We start from the raw sequence: 16937 nt of genomic DNA, 5'->3' as shown, positions 1-16937 counted from the left end.
GTGGCCCGTTATAAAGCCCCTTTAACGGTATAAGGCGCACACCAATGACCCCATCCGTCGGAATTATCATGGGCAGCCAGTCCGATTGGGCCACCATGCGCGAAGCGGCGACGCTTCTGGATGAACTGGGCATCACCTATGAGGCCAAAATCGTCTCGGCCCACCGCACGCCGGACCGCCTTTGGGATTACGGCAAAACCGCCGCCGATCGCGGCCTCCAAGTGATCATCGCAGGTGCGGGTGGTGCGGCGCATCTGCCCGGCATGATGGCCTCCAAAACCCGTATCCCCGTGGTCGGTGTCCCCGTTCAAACCAAGGCGCTGTCAGGCGTCGACAGCCTTTATTCCATCGTACAAATGCCCAAAGGCTTCCCCGTCGCGACAATGGCGATCGGATCGGCGGGTGCGGCCAACGCCGCGCTGATGGCCGCCGGTATCCTCGCCCTGCAAGATCCCGATCTGGCCGACCGGCTGGACGCATGGCGCGATGCCCTCTCCGCCTCCATTCCAGAAAGCCCGAGCGATGACTGATCCCCTCAAAACAGGCGCAACCATCGGCATCCTGGGCGGCGGGCAATTGGGCCGCATGCTCTCAGTCGCGGCCTCCCGCCTCGGCTTCAAAACCTGCATCTTTGAACCGGGCAGCGATTGCCCCGCCTCCCACGTCGCCAACTACCATTTCAAGGCCGACTACAACGACACCGACGCGCTGACAAAATTCGCCAACGCCTGTGACGTCATCACGTTTGAATTCGAAAACATCCCGACAGAGGCCCTCGACGTAATCGAAGCCCTCGCCCCGATCCACCCGAACCGCGACGCCCTCGCCACCTCACAAGACCGCTTTCTGGAAAAGAATTTCCTCACCCGCATCGGCCTGCAAACCGCGCCCTACGCAGCCGTGGACAACGCCGAAATGCTGGAACAGGCGATTGACCAGATCGGCACCCCCGCCATCCTGAAAACCCGCCGCCTCGGCTATGACGGCAAAGGCCAAAGCCGCCTGATGTCGCCAGATGATGCACCCCAAGCACTCAGCGATATGGCGGGCCAACAGGCGGTCCTCGAAGGCTTTATCGATTTCAGCGTTGAGGTCTCGGTCATCGGAACGCGCAGCGCCGACGGTGCGATTTCGTGCTTTGACCCCGGTGAAAACGTCCACCGCGACGGGATTTTGCACACAACAACCGTGCCCGCGAAACTCACCCCGTCCCAACGCACCGACGCCGTTCTACTGACGGCCAACATCCTGAATGCACTGGATTATGTCGGCACGATGGGCGTCGAACTCTTCGTCACCTCGCACGGCTTGATCGTCAACGAAATCGCTCCGCGCGTGCACAACTCCGGCCACTGGACCCAAGCAGGCTGCGCTGTCGATCAATTTGAACAACACATCCGCGCCATCGCCGGCTGGCCCTTGGGCGACGGGTCGCGTCATTCCAACGTGGTGATGGAAAACCTGATCGGCAATGATGTAAACCGCCTGCCCGACATCGCCAAGACCAACACGGCGATCCACCTCTACGGCAAAGCCGACGCCAAACCGGGGCGCAAAATGGGCCACATCAACACCGTCACCGGCCCCGCGTCCTAAACCCCGTCTTTGGTTTTCAAATATCCCGGGGGGAGTCCGCAGGACGGGGGGCTGGCCCCCCTGCCCCGCTCGCGGCACGCGCAAACCTTACTGTAGCCCGAACATGACCCCGCCCATGGTCAGGCCACGGTCAAACGCACCCTCGCTCAAAAACGCCATCACCTGACGCATCACCAACGGATTGTTCATCATAAACGTATGGGTCACAGGCAGCGTGATGTGGTCGTTCATCCCCCCAAGCCGCGTGCTCGCCACGCTGACTTTCCCGTCATCCGCCCCGTCAATCAGGCTGGAATAATAGGCATTCAACGTCCGGTCTCCGGCGACAATGCCCAGCTCGATGTCCGGCCACGGCAGGCTTAGCGGCGCGCCCGCATCCTTCACCTCATCAGTGCCGAGCTCCATTCCGGCAGGCCCGTTGATCCACTCGAACGGTTCCAGAACGCCCAATATATCAACCAGTTGCGACCCATCGTTGGGCGGCCCTAACATCACCACGCGGCCCATCATCTCGGGCCGTGCATCCGCCAGATACACCCGCGCCAGAATGCCGCCCATAGAATGTGTCACGAAATGCACCCGCCGGTTGCCACAGGCCGCCACCGCTTGCGGCACATTTTCCGCGACCAATGTTTCAATATCCGCGCTCGTGGACGGATAGCTGTTGTTCACAACGACATAGCCCTCAAGTTCCAGCAGCTTTTGCAGCGGGAAAAATGATGTCTCTGTGCGCGCCAAACCATGCAGCAGCACCACGCAGTCCTCTGCGGCGGCGGCCAGCGGGGTGAATAACAACCAAAGGGCAACAAAAATCCGTTTCATATCCCCAACATAGGCCCCTGCGCACAAATGATAAGGTCTGGCTTGCCTGACTTTGCCCAAACCGCCAAGCTGCTCCAATGTCCCGAACCCCGTCCATTCGCATCGCGACCCGCGCCATCATCGTGCACAACGATCGTTTACTTCTGGTGAACGCCTACAAAGGGCGCGGTGATCTGTGGTGCGCACCGGGCGGCGGGGCCGAATTACATCAAAGCCTGCCCGAAAACCTTGCCCGCGAAGTGTTTGAGGAAACAGGCCTGACCATCAAAACCGGCGCGCCCTGCCTGCTGAACGAATTTCATGACCCGACCGGCGATTACCATCAGGTCGACGTGTTCTTTCGCTGCACCATCACAAACCCAGAACTCGATCCCGCATGGGAAGACCCCGAAGCGATTGTAACCCTGCGCAAATGGGCAACCCGCGCCGAAGTAGACGCGATGACAGTGCGTCCAAAATCCCTCGCCGCGGTGGCGTGGGGGGACGTCGGCGCGCCCGCCTATGATCCGCTCGAGGCGATCTTGAAATAGCAAAAAGGGCGGCCCGTCAGGACCGCCCTTCTTTGTTCTTGGGCAGATAGGGTTCAGAGTTCTCGGCATTTGCAAGCAAAGGCCTGTCACTCTGCACCCTGATCCAAAACGCGATGCGTTTTGAATTACATCATGCCGCCCATGCCGCCCATGTCGGGCATGCCGCCACCAGGTGCGCCGCCGTCTTTGGACGGTTTGTCAGCAACCATGGCTTCTGTTGTGATCAACAGACCAGCAACGGATGCCGCGTCTTGCAACGCTGTGCGGGACACTTTCGCAGGATCGATCACGCCGAACTTGAACATGTCGCCATATTCTTCTGTCTGCGCGTTGAAACCGAACGCTTTGTCATCGGATTCGCGGATTTTGCCAGCAACGACAGACCCGTCAACACCAGAGTTCTCAGCGATCTGGCGCAGCGGTGCTTCCAGTGCTTTACGAACAATGTTGATACCGATCGTCTGGTCAGCGTTTGCGCCTTCCAGATCAGCCAGTGATTTCGCAGCCTGCACAAGTGCAACACCACCACCAACAACAATACCTTCTTGAACCGCAGCGCGTGTCGCGTTCAGGGCGTCATCGACGCGGTCTTTACGCTCTTTCACTTCGATTTCGGACATGCCGCCAACGCGGATCACAGCAACACCGCCAGCCAGTTTGGCAACGCGTTCTTGCAGCTTCTCTTTGTCGTAGTCGGATGTTGTCTCTTCGATCTGGTTACGGATCTGTGTGACACGCGCTTCGATCTCGGCTTTTTCGCCTGCGCCATCAACGATTGTTGTTTCGTCTTTGGTGATCGCAACGCGCTTGGCAGAACCCAGCATGTCGATTGTGACGTTTTCCAGCTTCATGCCGAGGTCTTCTGCAATCACCTGACCACCGGTCAGAATTGCAATGTCCTGCAACATGGCTTTGCGACGGTCACCGAAACCAGGGGCCTTAACAGCAGCGATTTTCAGACCGCCACGCAGCTTGTTCACAACCAAAGTCGCCAGCGCTTCGCCTTCAACATCTTCTGCGATGATCAAAAGTGGCTTGCCGGACTGGATCACTGATTCAAGCAGTGGAACCATTGGCTGCAAAGAACCGAGCTTTTTCTCGTGAAGCAGGATGATCACGTCTTCCAGCTCTGTCGTCATTTTGTCAGGGTTGGTGACAAAGTAAGGCGACAGGTAGCCGCGGTCGAACTGCATGCCTTCAACAACATCGGTCTCTGTTTCCAGGCCTTTGTTCTCTTCGACAGTGATGACACCTTCGTTGCCAACACGCTGCATTGCGTCTGCGATCTGCTGACCGATTTCCGCTTCGCCGTTCGCTGAGATCGTGCCGACTTTTGCAACTTCGGCAGAATCCGCAACAGGGCGTGCAGCTGCGACAATGGATTCAACCACTTTGGTTGTCGCAAGGTCGATACCGCGCTTCAGATCCATTGGGTTCATGCCAGCAGCAACCGCTTTCATGCCTTCTTTGACGATGGCCTGGGCCAAAACTGTCGCGGTTGTTGTACCGTCGCCAGCTTCGTCGTTGGTGCGCGATGCAACTTCTTTGACCATCTGTGCGCCCATGTTTTCGAACTTGTCCTCAAGCTCGATCTCTTTGGCAACAGATACACCGTCTTTGGTGATGCGTGGTGCGCCAAAGGATTTCTCCAGCACAACGTTACGACCCTTTGGGCCAAGTGTGACTTTGACCGCATCCGCGAGGATGTTCACGCCGTTCAGCATGCGGTTACGGGCGTCGGTCCCGAATTTTACGTCTTTAGCAGCCATTGATTAGCTCCTTTTGAATTTCAGAATTTGATCAGGCGACTTAGGACAGGATGCCCATGATGTCGGATTCTTTCATCATCAACAGCTCTTCGCCGTCGATGGTGATTTCTGTGCCGGACCATTTGCCAAACAGCACATTGTCGCCGGGCTTAACAGCCATTGCGATCAGCTCGCCGCTGTCTTTGCGCAGGCCTTCGCCAACAGCGATAACTTCGCCCTCGGCTGGTTTTTCTTTGGCGGCGTCTGGGATGATCAGACCGCCAGCAGTCTTTTCTTCACCTTCGGTGCGGCGCACGACAACGCGGTCGTGAAGCGGAGTAAAAGCCATGATTACAGCTCCTTGCTTTGCATTTTCAATTTCTTAGCCCCGATTTGGGGCCATTAGCACTCACATCATGCGAGTGCCAGCAGCGGATAGGTAGGCAAGCCAAACCACTGAGTCAACACAGCACGAAAGAAATGTTGCACGTCCCGCCCGCAGAAGGGACACGCAGCGGGCAAATCCAGCCATTCAATAGCCCGCGAATGCGCGTTCTACGTCTGGCGTGGCTTTTATATGTGCGGCAATTCGGGCCTCGACGTCTTCGTCAACCGGACCAATGGGCCACAGGACCGTTTTGTCAGGATTGCCGCCAAAGCTCTTGTTGAGAACATATATGCCCTTGTCGCTGATCCAGAACTTGGCCAGCGGTTCAAAACACCGCCGGTTGATCCAGGATTCCTGCGCGATGAACTGGTGAAAAAACGTCCCCAGCCCCCCGACCGCAGCCAGCACCATCAGCCAGCCGGCCAACGCACCGTCCATTCCAAGCAGACGGGTCATAACCCCGACCAAAATCATCGGACCAAGGCCAACGGCCCCCGCCATAATGAACACCCGTTTGATCGTTTGGGCATTCTCCGCCTCACTGCTGCGCAGCAAAAGACGGCGCACAGGCATGATCGACCCCATTTCCAACCCCTCAAGCGCGATCGCAGCCTCAAGCGGGATTGCACCGTGTTTGTCAAAATGTTCGATGGTGTCGGGGGTCACGCGTTGCAGCGCCTGCAACATGTCTTTGTTGCCCTTCAACAGTTGGCGCAACGCCTCCTGCCATTTTTCGGCGGACACGGGATAGGTTGTTGGATCAACCGATTTGGCCCCGTCGATCCATTCCAGATAGGCCGCGATTGATGAAATTGATTCCGTATCCAGATCGATGACAATCTTGGTGTCACGTTCGACCGCCTCAATGTGGCTTTCCAGAATATCATGTTCCTGCGCCAGAATACGCTTTTCAAGAAACTTGCTGTAAATCAACTGATCCAGCGCGCCAAACGTCTTGGATTTGGGCAAGCCCAGTTTAACATTTTCAATATTCACCAAATTCAGCAACGGTATCCTCCGACTAATCCCTTTAATTTTAGATGGTTATGATTAGGTCAGTTTTCAACGTTGCCAGAACCCCAAAGGCCACGCGCAGCGCTGTGTTGCAAACAACCAGCCCGCGTCTATGGTCAGATGAAAACCCCATGAGGCCCCCGAATGTTGCGCATTTCCGCTTTTGTCTTAACGATCCTCGCCCCCGTGCCTGCCGCCGCGCAATGCGTGGGCCCGGGCTTTATCGATATGCTCTCGTCCGAAGATCAGGCCGCGCTTCAGGCCACCGCCGACGCGATACCGTTTGGCGAAGGCCTGTTCTGGCAGGCCAGCAAAGATGGCACCGACATCACGATCCTTGGCACGATGCACCTGCCCGACCCGCGCCATGACGCGCTGATGGCCCGCGCCCTGCCCCTGCTCGAATCCGCCGATATCATGCTCGTCGAAGCCACCCTCGAAGATCAAACCGACATGCAGGTTTTCATGGCCCGCAACCCCGACATCATGTCCATCACATCCGGTCCGGCCCTACCTGATTTGCTGGATGACGCCACATGGGCCGCCGTGCAAGACGCGGCATCAGCGCGCGGCATCCCCGGTTTCATGGCCGCCAAAATGGAACCCTGGTTCCTGACGTTGACGCTGTCGATCCCGCCCTGCGCGATGGCCTCCATGGCCAGCGGCGGCCTTGGCCTTGATGCGATGCTGATGACCGCCGCCAGCGCGAACAACATCCCCACCGCCCCGCTGGAACCGTGGGAAGACATGTTCGCCCTCATGGCGAGCGGCACACAGGAAGAACAAATCGAAGTCCTCGAAATGTCGCTGCTCGCGCCTGATCTACAGGACGCGATGATCACTGAATTGACAGACCGCTATTTCAGCGGCGAAACCGCAGTCGGCTGGTACATGGCCCGTTACGGGGTGCAGTTCATGCCCAACATAACGATGGAAGAATTCGAAGCCTCAATGGCCGAATTCGAAGACGCCCTGCTATGGGGGCGCAACCGCGCATGGATTCCAGTGATCGAAGACACGGCCGCCACCCATGACGACATCTTTATCGGCTTTGGCGCGGCCCATCTGATCGGCGAAGACGGCGTGCTGAACCTGCTTGCGCAAAACGGCTGGACGATCACCCCTCTTTAGACGTCGCCCCAATCCATCAGGCCCTTTTTGCCCGCCGCCGTCAGCCCGTACACGCCCCGTTCAACGCGAGTGAACCAGCCGTAATGATCATCCGCCATGATATTGCGCGCCACGGGCACCTCGGCCCATTCGGCAACCTTGGCCGCCTTGCTTGGCCCGTGCACCGCCAAAAACCGCGCGCATTTCACCGCGTCCTGACGATAGCCCGTCACGATGCCGTGGCGCGTGGCGCCGCCTTCGTTGGGGTCGCCCTCAAGACGATCAAACGCACGCAACAGCGACGTTTTCTTCTTTTTCAACTTCTTGGCAGAATACGGCCCCGGATCGGCCAGCGCCTCAACGAAACCATCGCGCGCCCGCACCGTCAAAACACCGAGGCCCAGCCTGCGCGCCAGCTTTACGTTGGATCGCAACGCCTTGCCCTTACCGCCCGCAGGCACGGCGACATATACATCATCCGTCACCGCCAGCCGCTCAATCCCTTGATGAAACAACGCCAGCGAAAACCCGAGCTTGAGTTCAACAATCACAACATCGCCCCCGCGCCGCCCCACGACATCCGCAGCCCCGACCTCCCCCTTCACGTCATAGCCCTGACGCTGAAGGTAGGCCTTCACGGGTGCGTATAAATCTGCTTCGCGTGCCTTGCTCATGGGCGCCACGCTATCAGTTTGGCGCGCCGATCCAAGCCACCAAACGCCCCCGACACATTGCGCGTCGGGGGCGCGTTGTTACCGCCCGCCTTGTCGACCGGGGAACTTCATGGGTCGTGCGGCCTGCGCCCCGCGTCCATGGCGCTCCAATCCTGACGGCGCACGCGCCTGTTTGGGGGCCACGGCACGGCGATTGGGGCGTGCCACAGGGGATTTGCCCGCAGCCTTGCGGGGGGATTTCGTTTTACGGGGCATGATGTGCCTCCTGATATAAATGGGAATGATGCAGCACGCAGCTGCGACGACGGTTAGCCGTGCATGTCCATTGTCAGGATACTCCTGTGAAAGTAGGGGCTGGCACGTGCGCGCAGCCAAAAGGGTTCAGTCGGATCAGATGAAAATGATCATCGGTCGGGCACTCCTCTACAGGCATCTATTCTACCCCAAACACCCCCCTCAGGTCAAACCAGCCATGCCAATTCGCAGGGGTGACACGCGGCCGGCACGCCCATATAAGGCGGCAAATCCAACCCTGATAGGCGTTTTTGCAATGACCACATTCGTTTTCGGCCACAAGGCCCCCGACACTGACTCTCTCGGCTCTGCCCTGATCTGGGCTTGGTATATGAATCACATGGGCGTGGATGCCTCGGCCAAATTGCTTGGCACCCCCAACACAGAAGCGGCCTTTGTCGCTGAGAAATGGGGCTTTGCGCAGCCTGACATTATCGCCGATGTGGCCGACGATCAGCCCTGCGTCATCGTGGACACCAACAACCCCGCCGAACTGCCCGCCAACATCAACGGCGCGGACGTCACCGCGATCATCGACCACCACAAACTGGTCGGCGGCCTTGAAACCAAAGGCCCGATCGATATCACAATTCGCCCGCTCGCGTGCACCGCGACGATCATGTACGACCTGATGGGCAATCACGCGGCCCACATGCCCGACGACATCAAGGGCCTGATGCTCAGCTGTATCCTGTCTGACACGCTGGCCTTCCGCTCCCCCACGACGACCGATCAGGACCGTGATCTGGCGGTGGCACTGGCCGCCCAACTCAACCTCGCGATCCCGGATTATTCGTCTGAAATGTTCGCTGCAAAATCCGACGTCTCCGCATTTTCGGACGCCGAATTGCTGCGCATGGACAGCAAAGAATTCACCGTTGACGGCACAGCCTTCCGCGTCTCCGTTCTGGAAACCACTGCTCCCGCAATCGTGCTGGACCGCAAAGCATCGATCATGGACTCCATGACAGCCGTCGCAACGGAAGACGGCGTTGATCAGGTGCTGTTGTTCGTGGTCGACATCCTCAACGAAGAGGCAACATTGCTGATCCCCAACGAGTTGACCAAGACCGTCGCCGAAAAATCTTTCGGCGTCACAGTGTCCGGCGACAACGTGGTTCTGCCCGGCATCATGAGCCGTAAGAAACAGATTATCCCATCCCTTAAGGTTTAATCGTTATATATCAGTATCTAAGGGCGTCCAACCTCGGCTTGGGCGCCCTTTTCCATACCACGACCCATACCAGAACCATACGCGACCCATACCCAAACCATACCCGCCCGAAAGGCCCGAAATGTCCCAGATCGTTAACACTTTCGCCGAAATTTCCGATCAGTATGACGTGGCATTCGTCGATCTTTGGGGCTGTATGCACAACGGAATTACCCCGTTTCAGGATGCCGTGGCGGCGATGAAATCCTACCGCGAACGCGGCGGCAAAGTGGTGCTGGTCACGAACTCCCCCCGTCCGTGGGACAGTGTTGCGCAGCAGCTTTTGGACATGGGAATGGACACCTGTTGGGACGCAATCGCAACCTCTGGCGACAGCGCCCGCGCCGCGATGTTTCGCGGTGCCGTCGGGTCCAAAGTCTATTTCATGGGCGAAACCCCGCGCGATGATGATTTCTTCAAACCCTTGAAAATCATCGAAAATCCCGTCGATATCCAAAAGGTCCCCTTGGCAGAGGCCGAAGGCATCGTTTGTTGCGGCCCCTTCGATACGCAGGCTGATCTTGACGTGAACCGCCCCGATTTCCTCTATGCGAAATCCAAGGGGCTGAAATTGCTGTGCGCCAACCCTGACATCATCGTGGATCGCGGCGAAATCCGCGAATGGTGCGCCGGCGCTTTGGCCGCGCTTTACACTGAAATGGGCGGTGAAAGCCTCTATTTCGGCAAACCCCACCCGCCCATCTACGACCTCGCCCGTCGTCGGTACGCCGCATTAACCGGTTCGCTATCCGATCCACGTATTATCGCCATCGGTGACGGGATTCGCACCGACATCCTTGGCGGCCAACAAGAAGACATCGACAGCCTATTTATTACCGGCGGATTGGCCGCATCAGAAACCAAAACCGATCAACAACCGGATCAAAATGCGCTAAACGCTTATATTGAAACGGAAAAAGTGACACCGACCTATGCCATCGGCTTTCTGCGATAAGGCAAGAATGCCTTGACTTATGCTGCGTCTGCAAAGTAATAAAGTTTCAACATAACCAATGTAGAAGTCTTTTTATTACCGAATGGATGATGGCATGCTCGACACAAACCCCAAGAACGACCTGCGCGGCACGATCTGTATCGAAGACATCGAAATCGGCATGTCGCGCTCTTTGCGCAAAATCATCACGGACCGCGACATTGAATTGTTCGCTGAAATTTCGACCGATCATAACCCTGTTCATCTGGATGACGACTACGCCCGCGACACCATTTTTGAAGGCCGCATCGCCCACGGGATGCTGACGGCGGGTCTTATCTCTGCGGTGATCGGCGAACAGCTCCCCGGTCACGGCACCGTCTACCTCGGTCAAAGCCTTAAATTCCTGGCCCCCGTGCGCCCCGGCGACATGGTAGAAGCCGTGGTAACCGTCACCGATATGGACATCGGCAAACGCAAAGTCACGATGGAAACCCACTGCGAAATCGACGGCAAAAAGGTTCTCAAAGGCGAAGCAATTGTGCTCGCTCCGTCGCGCAAATTCGACTGACTGCAAGGCTGGCTTGAACCTGCCGCGCGGGCGCGCTACGCAATCCCATGCGCATCATTCGAGACCCCGCCTTTATCGCTGACACTGACCGCGGCGCCGCTGCGGCCATCGGCAATTTCGATGGCGTTCACCTCGGCCATCAAGCCGTCATTGATCTGACCAAATCGGTGGCAAATGGCGCGCCCCTCGGCATTCTGACGTTTGAACCCCACCCACGCGATCACTTCGCACCAGACGCCCCGCCGTTCCGTTTGATGAACGCTGCCGCCAAGGCCAATCGCCTTGAAAAACTGGGCGTTGCACGCCTGTACGAGGTGCCGTTCAACGCCGCCCTCGCCGCGCTAACGCCCCGTGAATTTGCCCAAACCGTGATCAAGGATCGCCTCGGGTTGACCCATGTCGTCGTGGGGCAGGATTTCTGTTTCGGCAAGGATCGCGCGGGCAATGCAGACAATCTTAAGGATTTTGGTGCAGAAATGGGGTTCGACGTTACAATCGCCCCAATGCTCGCCACGACGGCCGGCAACGTGTCCTCAACCGCGATCCGCCAAGCGTTAACAGATGGCACCCCGCGCGCCGCCGCAGAGATGCTCGGCCATTGGCACCGCATCGATGGCCCCGTCATCAAAGGCGATCAACGCGGCCGTGATCTTGGCTATCCGACAGCCAATATGTCCATCGATGGTCTGCATCCGCCGAAATTCGGTGTCTACGCGGTCAAGGTTGACGTTTTGGAAGGCCCGCACAAAGGCAGCTACGATGGCGCGGCCTCTATCGGGGTGCGCCCGATGTTTGGCGTAAACACCCCCAACTGCGAAAGCTTTCTGTTTGATTTCGCAGGGGATTTATATGGAACCGAGATCAGCGTCGCCCTTGTCGAATACCTGCGCGGCGAAGAAAAATTCGATGGGTTGGACGCGCTGATCACCCAGATGGACGCCGACTGCGCCCGCGCACGGGACATCCTGAAAGATGTCTGATCCCATCAAACGCGACGACATCCGGCCTGAATTCTGGTCCAACGTTCCCCTGTCCAAAATGACCAAGACCGAATGGGAAGCCCTGTGCGACGGCTGCGGAAAATGCTGCCTGAATAAGCTGGAGGACGAGGACACCGGCGAGGTCGTGATGACCCGCGTGGCATGCAAATTGCTGGACGATTCCAGCTGCCATTGCGCGCTGTACCCGACGCGCCACCAACACGTGCCCGAATGCATCGTGCTGACCCCGAAAACAATCGAAGACAACATGTACTGGCTGCCCCAAACCTGCGCCTACCGCCTTGTATTTGAGGGCAAAAACCTATTCCACTGGCACCCGCTGATCAGTGGCACATCCCAATCTGTGCACGATGCGGGCGTGTCGGTTCAGGGCCTCACCATATCAGAGGCCTACACCCCCGAAGACGACTGGGAAGACCACATAATCGAGGAGCCACTGTAAATGTTTTTCGCCTCTGACAACTCAGGCCCGGCCCATCCAAACGTGATGGACGCCATGATGCGCGCCAACGAAGGATACCGCTTTGGCTACGGCGCGGATCCAGAAATGGACCGCGTGCGCGACATGATCCGCGACCTGTTCCAAGCCCCCGAGGCGGCCGTTTATCTGGTCGCGACAGGCACAGCGGCCAATTCAATCGCATTGGCGACGTTGTCCGAACCGTGGCAGACAATTTTCTGCACCAAGCTTGCGCATATCAACGAAGACGAATGCAACGCGCCAGAATTCTACAGCGGTGCAAAGCTGACGATGGTGAAAGACGAAAACGCGAAGATGACGCCGGACACCTTGCGCGCGGCAATGTCGGCTGAGGAAACCCGCGGCGTCCACGGGCCCCAACGCGGGCCCGTATCGATCACGCAAGTTACTGAAAAGGGGACAGTTTACACGCTGAAAGAACTGAAAGCCCTGACTGACGTGGCCAAAGAATTCGGCGTGGCAACCCATTTGGACGGCGCGCGTTTTGCCAATGCCATCGTCACGCTGGGCTGCACGCCTGCTGAAATGACGTGGAAGGCAGGCATTGATTGTGTCTGTTTTGGCGGCACCAAGAATGGTCTGATGGGGGTTGAGGCTGTCGTGTTTTTCGACCCGCAGCACGCCTGGGAATTTGAATTGCGCCGCAAACGCGGGGCGCATTTGTTTTCAAAACACCGCTACCTGTCCGCCCAGATGGAGGCTTACCTCACGGACAACCTGTGGCACAATCTAGCGACCCGCGCGAACGCGGCAGGGCAACGTCTGGCGGATGGTCTTCGCGGGTCAAACACGGTGACATTTCCCTATGAACCAGAGGCCAACCTGATGTTTTTTGAAGCGCCGCGCGCCTTGCACAAAAAGGTGCAAGCGGCGGGCGCGCAATACTATGTCATGGGATCGCTGGACGGGGACGACGACGAAATGGTCCTAGGCCGTCTTGTCTGTGATTGGTCCGTGGGGTCGGACGGCGTGGATGCATTCCTCGCCGCCCTGAAGTCTTAGAATTCGCCTGACAAATGGCGGTCCAGATCGTCCAGGCGGTCTTGGCCCCAGAACCGTTCATCCTTGTCGCTGATGAAGAACGGCGCGCCAAAGACGCCCTTGCTTACGGCCTCTTCCAGGTTGCGCGCGTAGGTGTCCGCGCCGACCATCAGGCCGGAATCGGCGAGCGACGGATCAAACCCCGTTTCTTCCAGACAGGCGCGGATCACGTCGTCTTCGGCGATGTTTTTATCGTCCGCCCAGCAGCTGCGTGTCAGCGCATTGATCAAACCACCAACATCGCCGCCGGCCTCTTGTGCCGCGATAATCGCGTAGGACGAGGGCGCGGGATTTGTCGGCCAATGCGCGGGCTTCATTGTGAACGGCAGACCCGTGACAATGGCGCGGCGGCGCATGTCTTGTAGGCGATATTCCTGACGGTTGATGTGGCGCTGGCCCGGTGGCAGCCCGCCCGTGCGTTCAAACAGCCCCATAATATCAAGGGGCTTATACGTGACCGTCGCACCGTGCTTTTTCGCAATTTCTTCGAACTGTGGGCCCGCCAAATAGGTAAACGGAGAAATCGTAGCGAAGTAGTAGTCGATATGTGCCATTTGGCCCCCTTAAATTGCGCTGTTTTGTTGGTGCGACCCTAAGGACGTGCTACCCCGTGTCAACGTCACGATTCTGTCAGAATGGACCCTGCCACATGCCAAACCTCATCGAACCTAAATTGATTTCCGGCAACGCGAACATGCCGCTCGCCAAAGCTGTTGCCAAAAGGATGTCGATGCATCGCGGCGTGAATGTCGGCCTTGTGGATGCACGGGTTGAACGGTTCAACGACGGTGAGATTTTTGTCGAAGTCTACGAAAATGTGCGCGGTGAGGATATGTATATCATCCAGCCCACGTCGAACCCTGCCAACGATAACCTGATGGAATTGTTGATTATTACGGACGCATTGCGCCGATCATCCGCGGATCGCATCACCGCCGTCATCCCCTATTTCGGATACGCCCGCCAGGATCGTCGATCCAAGGCCCGCACGCCGATCACTGCCAAACTGGTGGCGAACATGATGGTTGAGGCGGGCATCGAACGGGTCTTAACCCTCGATCTGCACGCCACCCAAATTCAGGGCTTCTTCGATATTCCCGTGGACAACCTGTACGCGTCGCCTGTTTTCGCGTTGGATGCGATGCACCACTTCAAAGGCCAGATGGACGAAGTCATGGTTGTGTCCCCTGACGTCGGCGGTGTGGCCCGCGCCCGTGACCTTGCCCAACGCATCGGCGCGCCCTTGTCGATTGTTGATAAACGCCGCGGCAAGCCCGGTGAGGTCGCTGAAATGACTGTTATCGGTGACGTCAAAGACCGCGTTTGCCTGATTGTGGACGACATCGTCGATACCGCTGGAACGCTGTGCAAGGCGGCCGAGGTTCTGATGGAACACGGCGCGAAAGAAGTTCATTCCTATATCACACACGGCGTTTTGTCCGGCCCCGCGATTGAACGGGTCAGCAAATCCGTGATGAAGAACCTTGTGATCACCGACACGATCCTGCCCACGCAAGCGGTCAAAGACTGTAAAAACATACGGATCGTCCCAACGGCCCCCATGTTCGCACAAGCGATCATGAACACGTGGAACGGTACATCGGTGTCATCGCTGTTTGATCACAACACGCTCCAGCCGATCTATGAAGGTATGTATTCAGGCCTGTAAGACCTAGTACAGATCCCATTCATCGGCCTGACGCAATTCACCCATCGCCTGCCATGCAACGCGGACGCGGGCAATTTTGCTGTCGCCCCATGTGCGAAACACGATCGCAAATCCGTCTTCGGTGATATCTTCGGCCTGCACATCCGCGCGGGCGTTTGAGGTGTTCGAAATATCAAACATCGAGAGATTGGCCTGCACCACTGGCAACCCGCGGAAGCTTTCGGAAAATTCAACGTGCGCACGGGTTTGGCGGGCGCCATCGCCCGTCCACATGACACCGTCATGTTCAAAGTCGGAAAATAGAACCACGTCCCCATGGTCCACCCCGATCAAGTGATTCCGCATCCGTTTCATGTCAATTCCCGCCGTCCAGCAACGACGTACCTTCGCTTGATCCCGTAACCATAATCTTAAATCGCGGCGGATTTAAGCCATGATCGGTTCAGGATTGTGCGGCCCCGCGCAAACGCAGGATCAATGGCACGATGGCGATGATTAGAACAGCACCGATCAGAAACGGCGCGCCGGGCAAGTAGACGCCTGTGTCATCCACGAAGATTTCAAACACGCCCGTCATGAACAGCGGCGCAAGGAACGCGGCGATGGACGCCAAGGATGCGATGACACCTTGCACAAGGCCTTGTTTGTCCTCGCCCACTAGATTGGCCGATATCGCCATCAGCAATGCAGGCACGAGGTCTGACAGGGCCGCAAAAATCAGCACGATCACCAACGCAGCAACGGTTGATATCAGGCCGAACCCGACAAAGCCGACCAACGCCGATGCGACGCCCAGCTGCAATGTTCGGTATTCGCCGATCCGTTTGATCAGCACGGGCATTAACCCGGCTTGCACCCCGGCCAGCATGACCCCGTACCCCGCCAAAGAGACGCCAATCAACAACGTCGACCAGCCAAACAGCTCTCGCGTGAAGAACGCCCAGAGGGTCGGATAGACCATATTTGCGAATTCAAAAATGAACAGGCACACGAGGGGGATCGCAAGGCCGGGCACCTTGAATGCCCCGATGATGGCTTTGAAAGGATTGAAATCCCGCACCGCAATGGGGCGGCGTTTTTCCTCTGCCAAGCTTTCAGGCAGGACGAATAGTCCGAACAGCACGTTCGCCGCAGACATGGCCGCTGCGATCCAGAACGGAGCGGTGATGTGCCATTCCGCAGCGATCCCCCCGATGGCGGGGCCAAGGACGAAACCGATGCCAAAGGCCGCGCCAACCATGCCAAATCGCGCGGCGCGTTCACCGGGGCTGGAGATATCCGCGATATAGGCTGTGGCCGTCGTGTAGGTCGCGCCCGCGATACCCGCAAGGATACGACCGATCAACAAAACCCAGAACACTTCGGCCATAGCCATGATGACGTAATCAATCGCGAGCACGGTGAGCGCTGCGATCAACACCGGTTTGCGCCCGTAGGCATCTGAAATACTGCCGATAATTGGCGCAAACAGAAACAACGCGCCGGCGTAGGACGCCATCAACACCCCACCCCAAAGCGCACCTTCGCCAGTGCTGCCCGCGCCCACACGATCCATAAGATCCGGCATAATCGGGAACACCAGACCGATACCGATGGCGTCAATCATGAGGGTGATGAGGATGAAAATATAGGCACGGTTTTGCATCCCCGCACGTGACGCTTTTGGGGGGCATGTGGCAAGTGCAAAAAAGGGTGGCATGGTGACACCCTTGTGTCAGCAGACATGGGTAATGCAGCCTGAAATGGCGTATTCTGACAGTTTTGCACCAAGTTCAAACGCCGGTTTGCATGGGCTGCGTCAGGTTTTTGAACAGATTTCGCGATAACCAGCATGTTTCGGCCCACAAAAAT

General features: G+C 57.6%; 20 protein-coding genes. 11 read left to right on the top strand and 9 right to left on the bottom strand.

All coding sequences use genetic code 11. From position 1 onward, the window contains the following. Nucleotides 1–44 precede the first annotated feature (44 nt). Both purE and L0664_RS01495 read left to right on the top strand, forming a co-directional pair. Complete coding sequence (purE, locus tag L0664_RS01500) at nucleotides 45–530, top strand: 5-(carboxyamino)imidazole ribonucleotide mutase (RefSeq protein ID WP_235223857.1); 486 nt, start codon at nucleotides 45–47, stop codon at nucleotides 528–530. Next, the gene (locus tag L0664_RS01495) at nucleotides 523–1596 is read left to right on the top strand and encodes a 5-(carboxyamino)imidazole ribonucleotide synthase (RefSeq protein ID WP_235223856.1); all 1074 of its coding nucleotides are present in this window, start codon (nucleotides 523–525) and stop codon (nucleotides 1594–1596) included. Before purE ends, L0664_RS01495 begins: the two co-directional genes overlap by 8 nt. A gap of 87 nt (nucleotides 1597–1683) precedes the next feature. Here L0664_RS01495 and L0664_RS01490 read toward each other — a convergent pair whose 3' ends face one another. Further along, the gene (locus tag L0664_RS01490) at nucleotides 1684–2418 is read right to left on the bottom strand and encodes an esterase/lipase family protein (protein WP_235223855.1); all 735 of its coding nucleotides are present in this window, start codon (nucleotides 2416–2418) and stop codon (nucleotides 1684–1686) included. Between the two features lie 77 nt (nucleotides 2419–2495). Here L0664_RS01490 and L0664_RS01485 point away from each other — a divergent pair, with 77 nt between their 5' ends. Then, on the top strand, nucleotides 2496–2948 hold the full coding sequence (locus tag L0664_RS01485; protein ID WP_235223854.1) for an NUDIX domain-containing protein: 453 nt from the start codon (nucleotides 2496–2498) through the stop codon (nucleotides 2946–2948). A gap of 125 nt (nucleotides 2949–3073) precedes the next feature. Here the strand turns inward: L0664_RS01485 and groL are convergent, their stop codons facing one another. The 3 genes from groL to L0664_RS01470 all read right to left on the bottom strand — a co-directional run bounded on the left by groL (nucleotide 3074) and on the right by L0664_RS01470 (nucleotide 6053). Then, nucleotides 3074–4717 (bottom strand): chaperonin GroEL, encoded by a 1644-nt coding sequence (groL, locus tag L0664_RS01480; RefSeq protein ID WP_235223853.1) that lies wholly within the window; start codon nucleotides 4715–4717, stop codon nucleotides 3074–3076. Between the two features lie 40 nt (nucleotides 4718–4757). Continuing rightward, nucleotides 4758–5045, bottom strand: coding sequence for a co-chaperone GroES (locus L0664_RS01475; RefSeq protein ID WP_235223852.1), 288 nt, complete (start codon nucleotides 5043–5045; stop codon nucleotides 4758–4760). A gap of 183 nt (nucleotides 5046–5228) precedes the next feature. Continuing rightward, nucleotides 5229–6053, bottom strand: coding sequence for a hypothetical protein (locus L0664_RS01470; RefSeq protein WP_235223851.1), 825 nt, complete (start codon nucleotides 6051–6053; stop codon nucleotides 5229–5231). Between the two features lie 189 nt (nucleotides 6054–6242). On the opposite strand from L0664_RS01470, the gene L0664_RS01465 reads away from it, so the two are divergent. Further along, nucleotides 6243–7229 carry a TraB/GumN family protein gene (locus L0664_RS01465; protein ID WP_235223850.1) on the top strand — a complete coding sequence of 329 codons (987 nt, stop codon included), beginning with the start codon at nucleotides 6243–6245 and terminating at the stop codon, nucleotides 7227–7229. On the opposite strand, the gene L0664_RS01460 is transcribed toward L0664_RS01465, so the two are convergent. Together L0664_RS01460 and L0664_RS01455 are read right to left on the bottom strand one after the other, a co-directional pair. Beyond that, complete coding sequence (locus L0664_RS01460) at nucleotides 7226–7882, bottom strand: DUF2161 domain-containing phosphodiesterase (RefSeq protein WP_235223849.1); 657 nt, start codon at nucleotides 7880–7882, stop codon at nucleotides 7226–7228. The genes L0664_RS01465 and L0664_RS01460 overlap by 4 nt on opposite strands. Before the next feature lie 78 nt (nucleotides 7883–7960). After that, a complete protein-coding gene (locus L0664_RS01455; protein ID WP_235223848.1) occupies nucleotides 7961–8137 on the bottom strand; it encodes a hypothetical protein in 177 nt (58 codons plus the stop codon). Between the two features lie 295 nt (nucleotides 8138–8432). Between L0664_RS01455 and L0664_RS01450 the strand changes: the two genes are divergently transcribed. The 6 genes from L0664_RS01450 to L0664_RS01425 all read left to right on the top strand — a co-directional run bounded on the left by L0664_RS01450 (nucleotide 8433) and on the right by L0664_RS01425 (nucleotide 13378). After that, nucleotides 8433–9350, top strand: coding sequence for a manganese-dependent inorganic pyrophosphatase (locus L0664_RS01450; protein WP_235223847.1), 918 nt, complete (start codon nucleotides 8433–8435; stop codon nucleotides 9348–9350). Between the two features lie 121 nt (nucleotides 9351–9471). Further along, entirely contained in the window at nucleotides 9472–10344 is an 873-nt protein-coding gene (locus tag L0664_RS01445) for a TIGR01459 family HAD-type hydrolase (protein ID WP_235223846.1), read from the top strand. A gap of 94 nt (nucleotides 10345–10438) precedes the next feature. Continuing rightward, nucleotides 10439–10894 carry a MaoC family dehydratase gene (locus L0664_RS01440; protein ID WP_235223845.1) on the top strand — a complete coding sequence of 152 codons (456 nt, stop codon included), beginning with the start codon at nucleotides 10439–10441 and terminating at the stop codon, nucleotides 10892–10894. Between the two features lie 47 nt (nucleotides 10895–10941). Beyond that, on the top strand, nucleotides 10942–11874 hold the full coding sequence (locus L0664_RS01435; protein WP_235223844.1) for a bifunctional riboflavin kinase/FAD synthetase: 933 nt from the start codon (nucleotides 10942–10944) through the stop codon (nucleotides 11872–11874). Further along, on the top strand, nucleotides 11867–12337 hold the full coding sequence (locus L0664_RS01430; protein WP_235223843.1) for a YcgN family cysteine cluster protein: 471 nt from the start codon (nucleotides 11867–11869) through the stop codon (nucleotides 12335–12337). The genes L0664_RS01435 and L0664_RS01430 overlap by 8 nt, the downstream gene beginning before the upstream one ends. Beyond that, complete coding sequence (locus tag L0664_RS01425) at nucleotides 12338–13378, top strand: threonine aldolase family protein (RefSeq protein WP_235223842.1); 1041 nt, start codon at nucleotides 12338–12340, stop codon at nucleotides 13376–13378. On the opposite strand, the gene L0664_RS01420 is transcribed toward L0664_RS01425, so the two are convergent. Continuing rightward, nucleotides 13375–13971 carry a 2-hydroxychromene-2-carboxylate isomerase gene (locus L0664_RS01420; RefSeq protein ID WP_235223841.1) on the bottom strand — a complete coding sequence of 199 codons (597 nt, stop codon included), beginning with the start codon at nucleotides 13969–13971 and terminating at the stop codon, nucleotides 13375–13377. The genes L0664_RS01425 and L0664_RS01420 overlap by 4 nt on opposite strands. Before the next feature lie 95 nt (nucleotides 13972–14066). On the opposite strand from L0664_RS01420, the gene L0664_RS01415 reads away from it, so the two are divergent. Beyond that, entirely contained in the window at nucleotides 14067–15086 is a 1020-nt protein-coding gene (locus L0664_RS01415) for a ribose-phosphate pyrophosphokinase (RefSeq protein WP_235223840.1), read from the top strand. A 3-nt stretch (nucleotides 15087–15089) separates the two neighbouring features. Here L0664_RS01415 and L0664_RS01410 read toward each other — a convergent pair whose 3' ends face one another. Together L0664_RS01410 and L0664_RS01405 are read right to left on the bottom strand one after the other, a co-directional pair. Beyond that, nucleotides 15090–15440, bottom strand: a complete 351-nt coding sequence (locus tag L0664_RS01410; protein ID WP_235223839.1) for an H-type lectin domain-containing protein — start codon at nucleotides 15438–15440, stop codon at nucleotides 15090–15092. An 88-nt stretch (nucleotides 15441–15528) separates the two neighbouring features. Further along, the gene (locus L0664_RS01405; protein ID WP_235223838.1) at nucleotides 15529–16731 is read right to left on the bottom strand and encodes an MFS transporter; all 1203 of its coding nucleotides are present in this window, start codon (nucleotides 16729–16731) and stop codon (nucleotides 15529–15531) included. Between the last annotated feature and the right edge of the window lie 206 nt (nucleotides 16732–16937).

Source organism: Octadecabacter dasysiphoniae (assembly GCF_021532615.1).
Lineage (GTDB): Bacteria > Pseudomonadota > Alphaproteobacteria > Rhodobacterales > Rhodobacteraceae > Octadecabacter > Octadecabacter dasysiphoniae.
Note: the sequence above shows the minus strand (reverse complement) of the source record. Positions and strands in the feature narration are given on the sequence as shown.

Bases quoted from the DNA above. Each gene is read 5' to 3' on its own strand.
- purE (WP_235223857.1), top strand. From the start codon at position 45: ATGACCCCATCCGTCGGAATTATCATGGGCAGCCAGTCCGATTGGGCC.
- L0664_RS01495 (WP_235223856.1), top strand. From the start codon at position 523: ATGACTGATCCCCTCAAAACAGGCGCAACCATCGGCATCCTGGGCGGC.
- L0664_RS01490 (WP_235223855.1), bottom strand. From the start codon at position 2,418: ATGAAACGGATTTTTGTTGCCCTTTGGTTGTTATTCACCCCGCTGGCC.
- L0664_RS01485 (WP_235223854.1), top strand. From the start codon at position 2,496: ATGTCCCGAACCCCGTCCATTCGCATCGCGACCCGCGCCATCATCGTG.
- groL (WP_235223853.1), bottom strand. From the start codon at position 4,717: ATGGCTGCTAAAGACGTAAAATTCGGGACCGACGCCCGTAACCGCATG.
- L0664_RS01475 (WP_235223852.1), bottom strand. From the start codon at position 5,045: ATGGCTTTTACTCCGCTTCACGACCGCGTTGTCGTGCGCCGCACCGAA.
- L0664_RS01465 (WP_235223850.1), top strand. From the start codon at position 6,243: ATGTTGCGCATTTCCGCTTTTGTCTTAACGATCCTCGCCCCCGTGCCT.
- L0664_RS01460 (WP_235223849.1), bottom strand. From the start codon at position 7,882: ATGAGCAAGGCACGCGAAGCAGATTTATACGCACCCGTGAAGGCCTAC.
- L0664_RS01455 (WP_235223848.1), bottom strand. From the start codon at position 8,137: ATGCCCCGTAAAACGAAATCCCCCCGCAAGGCTGCGGGCAAATCCCCT.
- L0664_RS01450 (WP_235223847.1), top strand. From the start codon at position 8,433: ATGACCACATTCGTTTTCGGCCACAAGGCCCCCGACACTGACTCTCTC.
- L0664_RS01445 (WP_235223846.1), top strand. From the start codon at position 9,472: ATGTCCCAGATCGTTAACACTTTCGCCGAAATTTCCGATCAGTATGAC.
- L0664_RS01440 (WP_235223845.1), top strand. From the start codon at position 10,439: ATGCTCGACACAAACCCCAAGAACGACCTGCGCGGCACGATCTGTATC.
- L0664_RS01435 (WP_235223844.1), top strand. From the start codon at position 10,942: ATGCGCATCATTCGAGACCCCGCCTTTATCGCTGACACTGACCGCGGC.
- L0664_RS01430 (WP_235223843.1), top strand. From the start codon at position 11,867: ATGTCTGATCCCATCAAACGCGACGACATCCGGCCTGAATTCTGGTCC.
- L0664_RS01425 (WP_235223842.1), top strand. From the start codon at position 12,338: ATGTTTTTCGCCTCTGACAACTCAGGCCCGGCCCATCCAAACGTGATG.
- L0664_RS01420 (WP_235223841.1), bottom strand. From the start codon at position 13,971: ATGGCACATATCGACTACTACTTCGCTACGATTTCTCCGTTTACCTAT.
- L0664_RS01415 (WP_235223840.1), top strand. From the start codon at position 14,067: ATGCCAAACCTCATCGAACCTAAATTGATTTCCGGCAACGCGAACATG.
- L0664_RS01410 (WP_235223839.1), bottom strand. From the start codon at position 15,440: ATGAAACGGATGCGGAATCACTTGATCGGGGTGGACCATGGGGACGTG.
- L0664_RS01405 (WP_235223838.1), bottom strand. From the start codon at position 16,731: ATGCAAAACCGTGCCTATATTTTCATCCTCATCACCCTCATGATTGAC.